The sequence below is a fragment of the Capsulimonas corticalis genome (assembly GCF_003574315.2).
Classification (GTDB): Bacteria; Armatimonadota; Armatimonadia; order Armatimonadales; family Capsulimonadaceae; genus Capsulimonas; species Capsulimonas corticalis.
Map to the genome: position 1 here is coordinate 3,704,112 of NZ_AP025739.1, position 14,009 is coordinate 3,718,120.

The following is a 14,009-nucleotide window of genomic DNA, read 5'->3' on the forward strand; positions in this document are numbered from 1 at the left end:
TGTCAGTTCTCCTCAAGGTCTCTTGAGATGGTCCGAGGACCAAAGGCGGCGGCTCCCGGCGACGCGCCGGCGAGGAACACCTGCGCCGTCAGCCCCGTTTGCGCCAGATACCGCGCGGCGATCTCTTCGACGGCCTCGACGCCGTCGTCGCCGTAAGTCAGCAGCGCCACTGTGCCGCCGCAGCCGCCGCCGGTAATCTTGGCGCCGTAAACACCCTTGGACGCGCCCGCGTCGCGCGCCAGATTGACCAGCAGGTCCGTCTCCGGGCACCCAAGGCCGATCTGGCCGAACGACCAGTGCGAGCCGTACATCAGCGATCCGGCCTGGTTCATCGCCGAAGCCATCTGCTCGGTGCGTGAGAGCAGTTCCACAAAGCACTCCACGCGCTCATTCTCGAAAACCGCGTGCGAAGTCGCCGCGCGGACGGGATAGATCGTCTCGGGATCGATGCGCGTGACGGAGTCGTCCGTCTCGCCGTACTGCGCCAGAAAACTCGCTCCGGTCACGGTTTCGGGAATTCGATCCATATGATCGCTTCGGTAAACTTTGGGCGCGATGGCCGCGAGATACTCCACGCCGAGGAGCTTGCGCCCCATGAACGCCGCGACGCGGGCGCGGGTGTAGGCGTCTCCGCCCACCGAGTGCCGGATCCGTGAATTCACGCCGTAGATACGAACATCGGGCGGCAGCGGTTTCGTCCCATGAACTTCATAGGGACGGCAGAGCAATAATAACAATTCGCCCGCCGTACCCAGCGTGCTGGTCATCTGGTCCATCACGCCGCAGGGAGCGCCCACCACGCGATTTTCGACGATCTGGCAGAGGCTGGCGAGCGTGACGCCGTCGAAGTTCAGTTCATACGCGGCGCCGATCGCCTGCATTGTCGCGACTTCGATCGCGGCGGAGGAGGAGACGCCGGCTCCGGCCGGCACATCGCTGCGCAGCAGGATGTTCGCCCCGGAGTCAAACCGAGGGGCGATCCGTTCGGCGAGGAGGACGAAAAAGCAGCCGGCGACATAGGAGGCCCAGTGGGCGTCGCGGTCGGCCTGAAAATCCGCGCGGATCGCGCTGTAGTCGCGCAGAGATCCTTCGTGAGAGAACGAATCCAGAGAGATTTCCGCGATCGGCCGCGCATCGCCTTCGTCCGCAACGCTCCAGATCCGCACGATCTGGTCGGTCCGCCGCGTCAGAGCCACAATGGCCGCTTCCCCAATGGTCGCCTGCGCGACCAGCGCGCCCGAATAATCGGCGACCCCGCCCATGACGTCGATCCGCCCCGGCGCCCGCGTCACGGTCACCGCCGAATCCGGCGCTTGATCCGAGAGAAACGACCGCCAAGCCGTGTCTTGCCGCATCCGCTCTGTGAAATCGCTGACGTCCTGCACGGCGGCTCCTGAATGGAAAACTTGCCCGAAAAACCGCGGGTATTATAGCCGAAATCTGTAAAGAGTGTCAAATTGCGATGGATTGCTTAAGCCTTTCCGGAATGAGTTTATTCTCGCGAGTGTCTATGGTGAGGAAGCCCGGTATTTGATGTTGGCGTGTGGGGGAGGGGATTTAATTTTGCCCCAGCGCATCCACGATCTCCTGAACCGTGTGCGCGAGGGCGGGGTGTGTGGAAATGTCCACGACGATATCCGCATATTGTTCGTAGAGGCAATTGCGCTCCAGGAAGAGTTCTTCGAAGGTGCGCGCGCCGATCCCAACGACGTGCGGCTGGCCGCGCGCGATGAAGCGCTGTTTGATATCTTCGATGCTGTCTTTGAGATAGACCGTGGTGGCGATGGTTTTGAGGAGCCGCATGGCGTCGGCGGAGTAGACGGCGCTGCCGCCGGTGTCGATCACCGTGCGCTCGGCGTTCGCGAGGCTGCAAATGACGTCGCCCTCCAGGGCGATGAAATCCGCATCGGACAGTAAGAATTTATTGACGCCGCGCTTCTGCGCCTCAATCGTCATCAGCGAATCGCATTCGATGCAGTCGTAGCCCAGTTGCTCGGCCAGACTCTTGCCCGTCGTGCTTTTGCCGACCCCCGCCATTCCAATCAGCGCCAAATTCTTTCGCATTTCTCTGCTCACTCCCTTGCGCCCGCCTATCGGCGGCGCTTCCTTGAGTATGACGTCTCTCGGAAAAAGAATTATCAACGATCCGTGAAACGAAAAGCAAAAATCCAAGGTCGGCGTTGACCTTGGATTTTTGCTTTTGGCGTAAGTTTACGGAAGCGCGATGGACGGGAAGGCTCAAAGAGAGCCGTCGTGCTGCGCTCGTTAACAGCCCGAACTTTCGCACGGCGAGGACGCTTCGGCGCCGGGGCAGACGCCCGGGTCGGCCAGAGGCGCCAGGTGAACGCTGCTCCACTTTGTGATAGCCTCCAGAATGGGGCGCAGCGCCTGGCCGGATTCGGTCAGCTCGTAACTGGTTCGCGGAGGCATGGTGGAGTGGATCGTTTTGGTCAGCAATCCGGCGTGCTCCAAGAGATTGAGCCGCTGAGTCAGAGTCGTGGTGTTGACGTTGCCCTTGCGCATCAGCTCGCTAAATCCCATGGGACGGTCGAGCAGACCGTGGACGATCATCATCACCCACTTTTCCTGGAGCAGCAGCGCGCCGCGCAGAAATGCATCCGTCAGGTCGCACTCCTCGGATTCAGTAGTCAAGATTTCTTCCTGCATGCCTTTATTGTACCAGATAAACCACGTTTATGATTTTTCTATGCGAAGTATTTTTCTATGCGCTTGACAAATTAAAGTTGCGTTGCCATAATGACTCCATGGGACGCTGAGATTTGGCGTTCTTATATGGATTTTCGGGAGGAAAACCATGAAACTCGTAACGACGATCTCTCGTATTCTGCTGGGGCTGATGTTCTTGATCTTTGGGCTGAACGGCTTTCTGCACTTCATCCACCAGCCGCCGCCAACCGGTCTCGCGCTCCAATATCTGATGGTGTTATCTGAGTCGCACTATATGACGGCTGTGTTTTTGCTTCAAGTCATCGGCGGCGCGCTGCTGCTGGCAAATCGATACGTCCCCCTCGCGCTGGTGCTGCTGGGGCCGGTCATTGTGAATATTCTGCTTTATCACACGCTGATGGCGCCGGCGGGGCTGCCGCCGGGCGCTGTGGCGACTGTGCTCTGGTGCATCGTTTTCTCCAGCGTGCGGCGCGCGTTTGCCGGCGTTTTCGCGGCCAAGACAGAGGTTGTTTAAGATGCAGCTCGGTATTGATAGTTTTGTCGCGGTTACGCCGGACGCCGTGACGGGCGCGGCGCCGGAGCCGGTCCAGCGGATTCAGGACTTGCTGGATGAGATCGTGACCGCCGACCGGGTGGGGCTGGATGTGTTTGGGATCGGCGAACACCATCGCAGCGAGTTTCTGGACTCTGCGCCCGCCGTTTTGCTGGCGGCGGCCGCGGCGCGTACGAAGCAAATTCGTCTGACCAGCGCCGTGACGGTTCTCAGCGCCGCCGATCCTGTGCGCGTGTTTCAGGAGTTCGCCACGCTGGACCTGGTCTCGCAGGGCCGGGCGGAGATGGTGGTTGGGCGCGGCTCCTTCACGGAGTCGTTTCCGCTATTCGGACTCGATCTGGATGACTACGATTCGCTGTTCACGGAGAAGCTCGATCTGCTGCTCAAGATCCGGGAGAACACCGAGGTCCACTGGTCCGGCCGGCATCGGGCGGCGCTGAGCGGGCAGAGCGTCTATCCGCGCCCGCTGCAGCGCCGATTGCCGATCTGGCTTGGGGTGGGCGGCACGCCCGGCTCCTTCGCCCGCGCCGGCGCTCTGGGATTGCCGCTGATGGTGGCGATCATCGGCGGCGAGCCGCACCGGTTCCGTCCGCTCGTCGATCTGTATCGACAGGCCGGCCTGCGCGCCGGTCACGCCCCTGAGATGCTGACGGTCGGCGTGCATTCCCTGGGCTACGTGGCCGACACGACGGAGCAGGCGGCGGAAGAGTTCTTTCCGGGCTACGCGGCCATGTTTACAAAAATCGGCAAGGAGCGCGGCTGGCCGCCGACGACGCGCGCGCATTTCGACGCCCAGCGTGGTCCCGCCGGCGCGCTGCTGGTGGGCGACGCAGACACGGTCGGGCGCAAGATCCTCCGTGTCAGCGAAGCCCTGGGAGGCGTCTCCCGCTTCACCGTCCAGATGAACGCCGCCGCCGTGCCGCAGGAGAAGATGCTGCGCTCGATCGAGATTCTTGGCGAAGGCGTCGCGCCGATTTTACGTGGGTAATGCATTTCGACAAATTGATGACGCCAAATTCGGCAAGCGAATTAGGAGCCGGCGGTTGAAAACCGCCGGCTTCTTCCGTCACGAATTTGGCAAATACATTCACCCTAGCGCTTTTTGCTATAACTGTAGGTTTGACAGGTAAAAAGCAGCGTGCTATACTTCCGAAACGGCTGTCCGCCAAGGAGTTTGCCCATGCGCCTGTCGCCTCATCGTTCGAGATCTTGGCTCGCGCTGAGTCTTTGCTGCACGCTTTCCTCCGCCTGCGCTCTCGCGCAGGCGCCCGCGCCCCGGCCCACGCTTGCGGAGTCGCTGCGGAAGGCGCCGCCGGCGCAGGGGGTGGTTCTTTCGGTGGACGCCGATCGGGTTACGCTTCCGGCCGAGGCGGCGCCGGCGGGGACGGATGCGGCGGCGGGGGAAATCGCGGGGCTTTATGGGAGATCGGCGCAGCGCTTTGGCGATATCCTCGCCGTTGCGCCGCCGACAATGATCGTCGTGAACACGGCGCCGGGTGAGCCGAATATCTATGCGGGCATGCGGTCCCTTGACGCGTTTACCCTGCTGCTGGCGAGTTTGACGGAGCCTCAGTGGAAGGCGCTGACCAGCGAGGCGGGACTGGGCGCCGGGACGCTGAACGCTCAGCAGCAGCAGATGTTCGCGGCGATTCTTTCCGCGAAAGGAAAGCTGATCGTTCGGCCGCAATACACCGCCGGCGAGAAGTGGGACGACCGCGATAAGCGGGATGTGACCGATGAGCTGCCGCGAGTCCATCTGCGCATCGGGCAAACCATCGCCATGGTCCTGCCGTCGAAGGATCACCCGGATTGGATCTTTGGGGACGCCGCGATACCGCCGCCCGCCGGCGCGCCGCGTCAGTACCAAATCGATGACCGCCAGGACTATAGCGGCTCCTCGGACACGGACTTCGGCGCCCTCGTGCGCGCGGAGGTTCCCAATGTTCCCAAGCGCGGCCAGCTCGATTTTAGCCTCAAGTCGCTTCGAACGCCGATTTCTCTGGACGGACTGAAGACAGTCGGCGATCTGGTGTACCGCGTCGGCAACGCCGCCGGGATCGAATTATATGTGGACCCACGCCTGGAGAAGAGGGCGCTCACTCTGTCCGGCGTTTCGTCCGCGCCCGCCGGCGATCTGCTGCGCTCGCTCGCTTTTTGCCTGACGGGAACGTTTCGGCAGGTGGGACCGGCGTATGTGCTGACCGACGATATTGTCGGTGTCGGCACGCGTCGTCAAATCTGGACCGACTTCGAGAAAGAAGCCGATGTCCTCAGTCGCGGCCCCGTCCGCGCCGCCAACTATTCGCTTTTCACCGCGCATCATCCGAGCGACTTACCCTGGTTTGGGGATCCCAGCGCCTACACTCCCGAGCAGATCAAGGGCGCGGGCGAGCAATCGATCAATATGCGGGAAGGGTTCCTGCCGGAACTGAAACTGCCGATGGCTCAGCTGACCCCGGCGCAGCAGGACATGGCCCGGCGCGCCGTGGAGAAATGGAATCGCGAGTACACGCTTCAGCCGGTCACCGCCGACGGCCAGATCACGCTTCGCCCCGGCCTCAGCACGCAGCTTCTGATCCCCAGCATCGATACCCCGGTGGACCTCAGCTTGAACGGCTCCGGCGGAACCGAGCAGTTCTTTGTCTTTCAGATGCCGCCGGATCAGGTAAAGGCCATGGAAAAGGCGGATCAGGAAAAGAGGCTGAAGGAGCATCCCGAGTACGCATCGCTGATGAATCAAACTCCCCCGAAAGCGCCGCTCGCGGACGCCTGGGCGAAGTACAAGGACGCTTCCCGGCGCGCGGCGATCGTCCACCCGCGCAGCGTCAAGGAGGTGGACGCGGCCGTCGCCGCCGCCAAAGCGCTGGGTTTGAACGAACTCTGGGTTGACGTTTTCTCGGAGGGCGCCGCCCATATCCCGGCGACGGACGCCGCGTCCTCCAAAACGCAAAGCGATATTCTGACGGAAGCGCTGGCGCGGACCAAGTCCTCCCCGATCCGCATCCTTCCGATGGTCGATCTTCTGTTCTGGGGAGACGATCCGCCTGCGGAGAATGTCGATCTCAACCTGCTGGGTGAAACGTCCGAGCAGGCCGCCACGCACTGGCGGCAGCTGAAGGCGCTTCTTCCGGAGGACGAAGATGTGGGGGACGAGCATTACTCACACGCCATCATTCCCAATTGGAGCGGCGTGATCGTCGCGCCCACCGCGCCCGGCGTGCAAACAACGCTGACTGCGCTCGTCAAGAGCCTGTCGAGCAGACCGGGGATCGCGGGGATGGTGTGGCGCGGCGGCGACACTCCCGGCTATGACGCGCTGCCTGGCGACTCCGACACGAGCAGCCTGCTGCTGGGTTACCATGAGGCCGCGCGCTTGCTCTTCCTGCGTCAATTCCATGCCGATCCGCTGGACATTTACGATGGCGGCCATTCAGGCTCCAAGGCCAATACCGACACTCCCAACTTCTCCGAGAACGGCTCGGGCCGCGAGGAATACGATCTGCACAGCCACTGGGTGAAGTTTCGTCAGGACGCTTCGCTCGCGTTTCTGCGCACGCTCTACGCTTCGGCCAATCCTTCAGGAACGCCGCCCGCCAGGCGCGTGCGCGTCCTAGTCAAACAGCGGCGCGCAGGTCAGCCGTACAACGACGCCAGCGGCGTTCACTATCCTTCCGGCTGGTATGGATCGTGGGACAACCCGCTTCAGCCGCCGCCGACTCTGCGTGAAGCGGGTGATGACGATGTGCCCGGCCAGCCGGCGAAGCCGGTTCTGGGAGAAGCCGCCCAGGCCCAAGCGCAATCCCAGATTGTCATGAATGTGATTACGGAACAGAGGCTGGACCAGATGCGCGCGCAGCTTGGCTTCTCAGCCATCATGGCGGCCCGGCCAAAGCCGCCAGTCGCGAGGCCAACGCCGCCGCCCGCCGCGAAACCGCCGGCGTCCCAAGACTTCGTGCTGGATCTTGGCGACACGTCCGGCGTCGGCGCACTGACGGACTTTGCCGCGCGCGTGACGGCGCCGCCGCCGGCGGATGGGGGCAATCCTCCGGCAAAATAGCTTTATTCGTGAGAAGGATTTCTTAATCGCCGTATCGAATGTCGCGAACCATAAGGAGACGATTATGCCTGAAACCGCCGCCCCTGCTGTTCCTGTCGCGCCAGTGCTTGTACAGAGCCCGCTGACGGTCATTATGACCATCAAGTCCCCGGAAGATTATGAGGCGCTCAACGCCACTCTGCAAGGTTTCAACGCCATGCCGCCCGATCAGAATCCGGTCATCCAGGCGCTGAATTCGGTCGGCACCGTTCACTTCGCCCGTTTTGTCTTTCTGGACAACAACACGAAGCTCGGAATCATCACGACATTCGACGGGAGTTTCGAGAAGTATATTCGGGACTTCGCCGAGAAACTGGGACCGATTTTCGATATGATCCATGTCCATATGATCGATAGCCCGCCGCTGCCCGTAAAGGAGCATCCCGATGAGTTCTTGCAGTACGTTCGGGACCATGATGTGACGCCGGTCGCGTTCTACAGCGCCTACCCGTCGCTCACCGTTCTGGATATCAAGAACCTCCAGTAGACCCACCAAGGACAAGCCCTGAGGAGCTTCCATGCCTGCTTTCGATCTTTCCGATATCCAGGGCAATATTCTGCGCGGATACGGGATGGACTTCGTGCGGATCTTCGCGCTGCGTATCGATGACGCGCCAGCCGCGCGCCGCCTGATCGGAGATCTGGCAAGTGGAGAAGCGAGGTCGCTTCTGAAAGTCACGACGGCGGCGACATGGAGTCTGAAGCCGATGCACGCCATCAACGCAGGCGTCACGGCGGAAGGCTTGAAACTCCTCGGGGCGTCCGATGCGTCCATCGCGTCATTCCCGCAGGAGTTTACCGCCCCCATGGCGGAGCGGGCGCCGCTGCTCGGGGATATTGGGGAAAGCGCGCCCGAAAATTGGATTCCAGGACTGGCGTGTTCCGTGGACACGCCGTCGCAAGTCCACCTGGTTCTCATCGCGCACGCGCGGACGGGAGAGATGCAGGAGCGCCTCACGCCGCTCCTGCGCGAGCGCTTCCTGCTGGACGGCGCCTGCACGGAGCTGGCGGTCATTGACGGCGCCGATCTCCCGGACAGCCGCGTTCATTTTGGATATCTGGACGGCATCGCGGAGCCGCGCATTGAGGGCGGAGGCGGACGCGATCCGGAAGACGATCAGCCTTTAATCCCCGCCGGCGAATTCGTGCTTGGGCATCCCGGTCTCAGCAACGCTCGGTACCCCACGCCGCAGCCCGATGCGCTTGGCGTCAACGGCTCATTTCTCGCCCTGCGTATTCTCAAGCAGGATGTGGACGGATTCGAGAAGTTTCTGGAGGAGAATGCGGCGCGGGTTCCGGCGAAACCCGGCGTCGACGCCAAGGAACTGCTGGCGGCCAAGATGTGCGGCCGCTGGCGCAATGGCCTGCCGCTCGCCCTTTCTCCCGACACCGATTGCCCCGATCCGCCAATCCCGCAAGATCAATGGAATAAGTTCGACTACGTCAAGTCCGAGGCGCTTCCCGAGGTCATCGATGATTCGTACGGGATACGCTGTCCGATCGGATCGCATATCCGCCGCAACAACCCGCGCAGCGGCGTTGTCGCCGGGGGCGGAGGGCATAACCATCGCCTCGTCCGGCGCGGAATCCCGTATGGCGCTCCCTACGATCCCGCGCGCCCGAACGACGGAGTCGAACGCGGTCTGGTGGGCCTTTTCTTCTGCGGCAGCCTCGGCAACCAGTTCGAGTTCTTAATGACCGAGTGGATCAACTCCGATTCGTTCGGTCTGCGCGGCGACTTAGATCCGCTGATGGCCGGCAACGATCCCGCAACCAGCCGGTTTGTGATCCCGGTCTCAAATCTGCATAAAGAATCGATTGTCATCACGGGGCTGAGCCGTTTTATCTCAACGCGCGCCAGCGTTTACTGCTTCATGCCGAGTGTGACGGCGCTGAAATATCTTGCGAATTTGTGATGAGCTTTTCGCGGTGAAATATGGGACGCAATAAAAAACCGCCCCGGCGCATTGCGCCGGGGCGGTTTTCGTGCATTTACTTCTGGTCGGCGGGGTCCCCGTAAGGGTCCTGCGAGGCGGGAAGTACGGTCTGCTGGTCGGCGGGATCGCCGTAGGGGTCTTGTGAGGCCGGCAGGACGGTGTTCTGGTTTGCCGGATCGCCGTAGGGATCCTGAGACGCGGGCAGGACGCCGCCGTTGTTGTTCTCGTTTTCGTTGTTTTCGCCGGTGAAGATCTCTTTGATCCCCTCGAATATCTTATCCAATCCCATGGTTTGATTCTCCTTGGCGCTATGGCCGAATTACATTCCGCCGGGACCGCGCGGGCCGGGCGCGGCGAGGCTCGAGTCGAAGTCCAGCGCGGACGTGGTCGGCGCGCCGGCGGGCGGAGCCGGGACCGGCTGGTTCTGGAAGCGGCTGTAGTCAGGCGCGTAGCGCTGCACCTGCTCGGCCGGAACCTGGACGCCGCCGCTGGGAGCGGTGACCCAGACGGGCTGATGCTGGGCGTTGCGGTAGTAGATGCCGCCGTTCTTCGATTGATAGAGCTGACCCTGCGGCGATGCGGCGCCGTTCTGGGTCTGGGCTGCTTGGTGCTTCTTATAGAGGTAGTAGAGCAGGGCGGCGCCGGCCAGCAGGACGACTTTCTGTTTGGTGGACATTCCCTGTCGCTGCGGTTGTCCCATGGTGGGCGGCGCGGACATCATCGGTCCGCCGGGACCGCTGCTCGCGGCGGGCGGCGGCGCGGTGTCGGTCGTCTTGCTGCCGCAGCCGGCGGTCATGGCGAGCGTCGGCATCGCCAGAGTCGCGACCAGCGCGAACGCGATAAATCGGGGCGATCTCATTCTGGGCATATTCATGGGCGTCATTGTCGCGTTGTCCTCCGTGAAAGGTGAGCCTCCCGTCCGCGACGTGCGGCGGTACGGTTGTCGCCATATACCCATTTCAGGGCGTCGTCAATCGATGCGCTTCCGACAAGCGTCTCTGCGCGGATGTTTCATTGGCGGACGTTCGGTGGTAATTCTCACGTAGGACTTTATTTCCAAGGCGGCCAGGGACGACCCGCAGCCGCCACTAGAAAGAACAAGGGTGTATTAGGATGAATACCAAAGGAAATTGTATGCTGACCGTCGCCGCCGCGCTTCTCGTCGCGGTTTCAGGCTCCGGCGCAATGGCCGCAGGGATGGGCCGCGCGTCGATGATGGACAAGACGTTTGTCCAGAAGGCCGCGCAAAGCGACATGGCGGAGATTAAGACCAGTCAACTGGCTCTGCAGCGCGGCGTGGATGGAAACGTCCGCGAGTTTGCCCAGCGCATGATTCGTGATCACAACATGACGAGCATGAAGCTGAAGCGGATCGCCGCGAACAACAGCGTGATGGTCCCGATGCACACCACGGCGATGCAGCAGACCGAGTACATGCGCCTGTCCAAGCTGTCCGGCGTGTCGTTCGATCGGGCTTACATCCAGGGCCAGGTCCAGGCGCACAAAGCCGCCGTCGCGCTCTTTACATCCGAGAAGAATCGCGGACGCAATATGCAGCTGCGCCAGTTTGCCTCCACGACCTTGCCGGCCCTGCGCGACCACCGTATGATGAGCATGCAGACCGCCAGTATCGTCATGGGAACGAGCAACGGCCGCTACGCGCACCGCAACGGCATGCAGCACATGAATAACATGGGCCACATGAACAATATGGGCGGCATGAAGCACATGGATAAGATGTAATCCGCCGCTTCCGATAGATTTTTGACGCGCCGCCGGCTCTCGCGATTATTCGCGAGAGCCGGCGGCGTTTTTGTTTTCCGCCGGGAATCAGCAGTCTCCGCCTAAATACCAGCGCACGCCTTCCTGTTGCGCGCGCTCCAGAATCCGTTCAAGATCCTGCAAGTCTGCTTCAACGGATTCCTGAAAATTCCACGAAATGTCCTCAGGCGTCGGGATAAAGTCAGGGTGAGCCTGCAAGTAATGGAGCAATGCTCGCGCGGCCGCAAGGCCGTCTTCGGCGGCGAACCATTCGGTGGGAGGAATTCTGTTTCGCAGTTCCAGCGGAGCTTCGGCGGGATCCCCATCAAAGATCATGCCGATAATTTGATCCGGGTCTGCGCTGCTGTATTCCATCAATGATTTGACGCCAATCGTCTTCGCGATCGATGTGAGAATATCGACATCATTCTCATCATATGGCAAATGCCCAAGCGGTTTCCCGTTCATGGAACTGTCAAAATCCTCAATCTCCCGTTCCAGTACAACATAAAATGCAGCGCCCATTCGTGTCCTCCCAAATACCAACTTTTGTGAACGTATGTTCGTTATTCTGGCGTGGCTCTCCTGCTTGCCGCGTCCAAATCGCCGCGTAAAAATTGGGGAGAATATTTAAGGATTGGCTTTGAAGAACGCCTCCACGGGTTCGATGGCGTCGCCGCCGATTTCTTCGGGGGCGAAATGGCCGACGTTTGGGAATGTCCGGGTAGTATGGTGAGGGAACGCGCTTTCCCAGCGGGCCATCAGATCCTTGGTAAAGGCGACATCTTTGAGACCCCAGAGGAGCAGCAGGGGCGTGTCCTTGAGCGCCTCCCGCTTTGTCCAGAGCGTTTCCAGCCATTCGCTCTGGCCGATGATCGCGCGAGGGAACGTCCACGCGCCCTTGCGCGACTGCGGGGTGGGGAAGGCGCGGATGAAATGCCGGTGTATGTCCGGCGTCAGTTTGTTTTTGTCGCCGACGGAGGCGGGTAGCAGAACGCGCGGGAAGAAATTGAAGTTTCGGCAGAGGAAGCGGCCGATGGGGCCGCCGACAAAGCCGCTGAACTTTTCAAATGTCGCGTCGCCGCGCAGGGACCAGAACCAGCTGTTGTAAGCGATGATCCGCTTGATATTGGCCGGATGATCCAGCGCATACGACATGCCGATGGGGCCGCCCCAGTCATGTACGATCAAGGTGATATTCTTGAGGCCGAGCGCGTCGATGAAACATGCTAAGTTCTCGGCGTGGAATTGCGGCAGGTACGAGACATCGGCCGGCTTATCGGACAGGCCAAAGCCGAGGTGATCGACGGCGACGCAGCGATATTTTGTTCGGAGATGCGCGATGAGCCGCCGATGCTCGTAGGACCAGGTGGGATTTCCGTGGACAAAGAGCACGACGTCTCCCGCGCCCTCATCCACGTAATGCATCTCGCCGTAGCGCGTGGTAAAAAAACGGGACTCAAAGGGATAACTGGTTCGGTCGAGCCAGGTGGGTGTCGATTGCGGGGACATGGATTCGCTGCTCTCTTTCAATGTTAGCGGCGCGTGGCGCCGTTAGTGAAGCCCGCCGGACGCGCTGATGCGCTCGCCGGTCAGCCAGGCGGAGTCGTCGGAAGCGAGGAACACCACGACCGGCGCAATGTCGCCTGGCCGGCCGAACCGGCCGAGCGGCGTGGCGTCCGCCACCATCTTCTCAAATTCGCCGCCGATAAAGCCGAGCCGGTGAGCCCCCTCGGTCTCCGTGCCGCCGGGAGCGACGGTGTTGACGCGGATCTTCTTCGGCCCCAGTTCCTTGGCCAGCGCCAGGGTAAGCGTATCCAGCGCGCCTTTTGTCGAAGAAGATAAACTCGAGTTGGCGGGCGGATTTTTGCTGGAGATCGAGCTGATATTGATGATGCTTCCTCCGGCTGCGGGAAAATGCTTCACGGCTTCCTGAGTGGCGAAGAGAGGGCCGAGGACGTTGACGCCATACTGCCGGTGAAATTCGGCCTCGGTGATCGCCCCGACCGGCTCGAACTGGACGACGCCGGCGTTGTTGACGAGCACGCTCGGCGCTCCGAACGCGCGGACCGTCTCCTCAAAGAGACGCTGGACATCGGCCGCTTTCGAAACATCCCCCGGGACGGCGATGGCGACGCCGCCCTTGGCCGTGATCGCGGCGACGGTTTTCTCGGCTCCTTCCCGACTGGACGCATAGTTGACGACGACCGAAGCGCCGGCCTCCGCCAGGGCTTTGGCGATAGCCGCGCCGATTCCCGAGGACGCGCCGGTTACGATCGCCACTTTGTTTGTCAAACGGTTCATATTGGCTCCTTGTTTGGTGTATACTATGAATAGTTCATAATGTGAACTATTCATAGTATGATGGTGTTTTGATGTTTTGTCAAGAGGATTTGGAAAAACGCACAGAATGAAAAAAGATCGCGAACAGCAGCTCTCCGATGCGGATGGCGCCGCCTTTCAGGAGCAATCAACGGCGTTTTTGCTGACCCAGGTGGGGACACAGGTAGGAATTCGGTTCGGAGAGCGCCTTTTTCCGCATGGTCTCACTCCGCCGCAAGTGGGGATTCTCTTGATACTGGCGCGGGAAGACGGCGTCAACCAGCGCTCGCTGGCGGACCGGCTGGGAGTCGTTCCCAGCCGCCTTGTGGTGCTGGTCGATGAACTGGAGCGCGCCGGTCTGATTGCGCGAGGGGCGAATGCGCCGGACCGCAGATCGCACTCCATCACCCTGACTGCCGCCGGGCGCGCGATGACCGAGACGCTGGATACGCTGGTGATCGAGCACGACGCCGCGCTGCTGGCCGCGCTTTCCCCAGAAGAGAAATCTCAGCTCCGAACGCTGCTTGGAAAAATTGCCGCGCAGGAGGGACTTTCGCCAGGCGTTCATCCGGGCTACAGGTTTATGGGACGCCGGGCCAAAGAGCTCTGATTTCGGGGGCGATTTGAGCTACAATAGAGAGAAGGCGCGGGA

Annotated in this window: 15 protein-coding genes; 7 read left to right on the forward strand and 8 right to left on the reverse strand. The window is 61.3% G+C overall.

Features of this window, described 5'->3' with window-relative positions; all coding sequences use genetic code 11:
* Positions 1-2 precede the first annotated feature (2 nt).
* The 3 genes from D5261_RS15880 to D5261_RS15890 all read right to left on the reverse strand — a co-directional run bounded on the left by D5261_RS15880 (position 3) and on the right by D5261_RS15890 (position 2,652).
* Positions 3-1,385, reverse strand: coding sequence for a galactokinase (locus tag D5261_RS15880; protein ID WP_119320348.1), 1,383 nt, complete (start codon positions 1,383-1,385; stop codon positions 3-5).
* A gap of 172 nt (positions 1,386-1,557) precedes the next feature.
* Entirely contained in the window at positions 1,558-2,064 is a 507-nt protein-coding gene (locus D5261_RS15885; protein ID WP_119320347.1) for a shikimate kinase, read from the reverse strand.
* Between the two features lie 201 nt (positions 2,065-2,265).
* A complete protein-coding gene (locus D5261_RS15890) occupies positions 2,266-2,652 on the reverse strand; it encodes a winged helix-turn-helix transcriptional regulator (protein WP_218025529.1) in 387 nt (128 codons plus the stop codon).
* Positions 2,653-2,815: 163 nt separating this feature from the next.
* Here D5261_RS15890 and D5261_RS15895 point away from each other — a divergent pair, with 163 nt between their 5' ends.
* From D5261_RS15895 to D5261_RS15915, 5 genes are all read left to right on the forward strand, one after another.
* Positions 2,816-3,202, forward strand: a complete 387-nt coding sequence (locus tag D5261_RS15895; protein WP_119320345.1) for a hypothetical protein — start codon at positions 2,816-2,818, stop codon at positions 3,200-3,202.
* Position 3,203: 1 nt separating this feature from the next.
* A complete protein-coding gene (locus D5261_RS15900; protein WP_119320344.1) occupies positions 3,204-4,229 on the forward strand; it encodes an LLM class flavin-dependent oxidoreductase in 1,026 nt (341 codons plus the stop codon).
* A gap of 192 nt (positions 4,230-4,421) precedes the next feature.
* Complete coding sequence (locus D5261_RS15905) at positions 4,422-7,298, forward strand: hypothetical protein (protein ID WP_119320343.1); 2,877 nt, start codon at positions 4,422-4,424, stop codon at positions 7,296-7,298.
* A 64-nt stretch (positions 7,299-7,362) separates the two neighbouring features.
* Positions 7,363-7,824, forward strand: a complete 462-nt coding sequence (locus D5261_RS15910; RefSeq protein ID WP_119320342.1) for a hypothetical protein — start codon at positions 7,363-7,365, stop codon at positions 7,822-7,824.
* A gap of 31 nt (positions 7,825-7,855) precedes the next feature.
* Positions 7,856-9,253, forward strand: coding sequence for a Dyp-type peroxidase (locus D5261_RS15915; protein ID WP_119320341.1), 1,398 nt, complete (start codon positions 7,856-7,858; stop codon positions 9,251-9,253).
* A 76-nt stretch (positions 9,254-9,329) separates the two neighbouring features.
* Here D5261_RS15915 and D5261_RS15920 read toward each other — a convergent pair whose 3' ends face one another.
* A complete protein-coding gene (locus tag D5261_RS15920) occupies positions 9,330-9,563 on the reverse strand; it encodes a translation initiation factor (RefSeq protein ID WP_119320340.1) in 234 nt (77 codons plus the stop codon).
* Positions 9,564-9,593: 30 nt separating this feature from the next.
* Entirely contained in the window at positions 9,594-10,133 is a 540-nt protein-coding gene (locus D5261_RS15925; RefSeq protein WP_125205859.1) for a hypothetical protein, read from the reverse strand.
* Between the two features lie 275 nt (positions 10,134-10,408).
* Here D5261_RS15925 and D5261_RS15930 point away from each other — a divergent pair, with 275 nt between their 5' ends.
* Complete coding sequence (locus D5261_RS15930; RefSeq protein ID WP_165864024.1) at positions 10,409-11,017, forward strand: DUF4142 domain-containing protein; 609 nt, start codon at positions 10,409-10,411, stop codon at positions 11,015-11,017.
* An 87-nt stretch (positions 11,018-11,104) separates the two neighbouring features.
* Here D5261_RS15930 and D5261_RS15935 read toward each other — a convergent pair whose 3' ends face one another.
* The 3 genes from D5261_RS15935 to D5261_RS15945 form a co-directional block, all read right to left on the reverse strand.
* Positions 11,105-11,560 carry a hypothetical protein gene (locus D5261_RS15935; RefSeq protein ID WP_119320337.1) on the reverse strand — a complete coding sequence of 152 codons (456 nt, stop codon included), beginning with the start codon at positions 11,558-11,560 and terminating at the stop codon, positions 11,105-11,107.
* Between the two features lie 105 nt (positions 11,561-11,665).
* Positions 11,666-12,547, reverse strand: a complete 882-nt coding sequence (locus D5261_RS15940; RefSeq protein ID WP_119320336.1) for an alpha/beta fold hydrolase — start codon at positions 12,545-12,547, stop codon at positions 11,666-11,668.
* Positions 12,548-12,589: 42 nt separating this feature from the next.
* Positions 12,590-13,339, reverse strand: a complete 750-nt coding sequence (locus D5261_RS15945) for an SDR family NAD(P)-dependent oxidoreductase (protein ID WP_119320335.1) — start codon at positions 13,337-13,339, stop codon at positions 12,590-12,592.
* 106 nt (positions 13,340-13,445) lie between these two features.
* Here D5261_RS15945 and D5261_RS15950 point away from each other — a divergent pair, with 106 nt between their 5' ends.
* Complete coding sequence (locus D5261_RS15950) at positions 13,446-13,967, forward strand: MarR family winged helix-turn-helix transcriptional regulator (RefSeq protein ID WP_119320334.1); 522 nt, start codon at positions 13,446-13,448, stop codon at positions 13,965-13,967.
* Positions 13,968-14,009 lie beyond the last annotated feature (42 nt).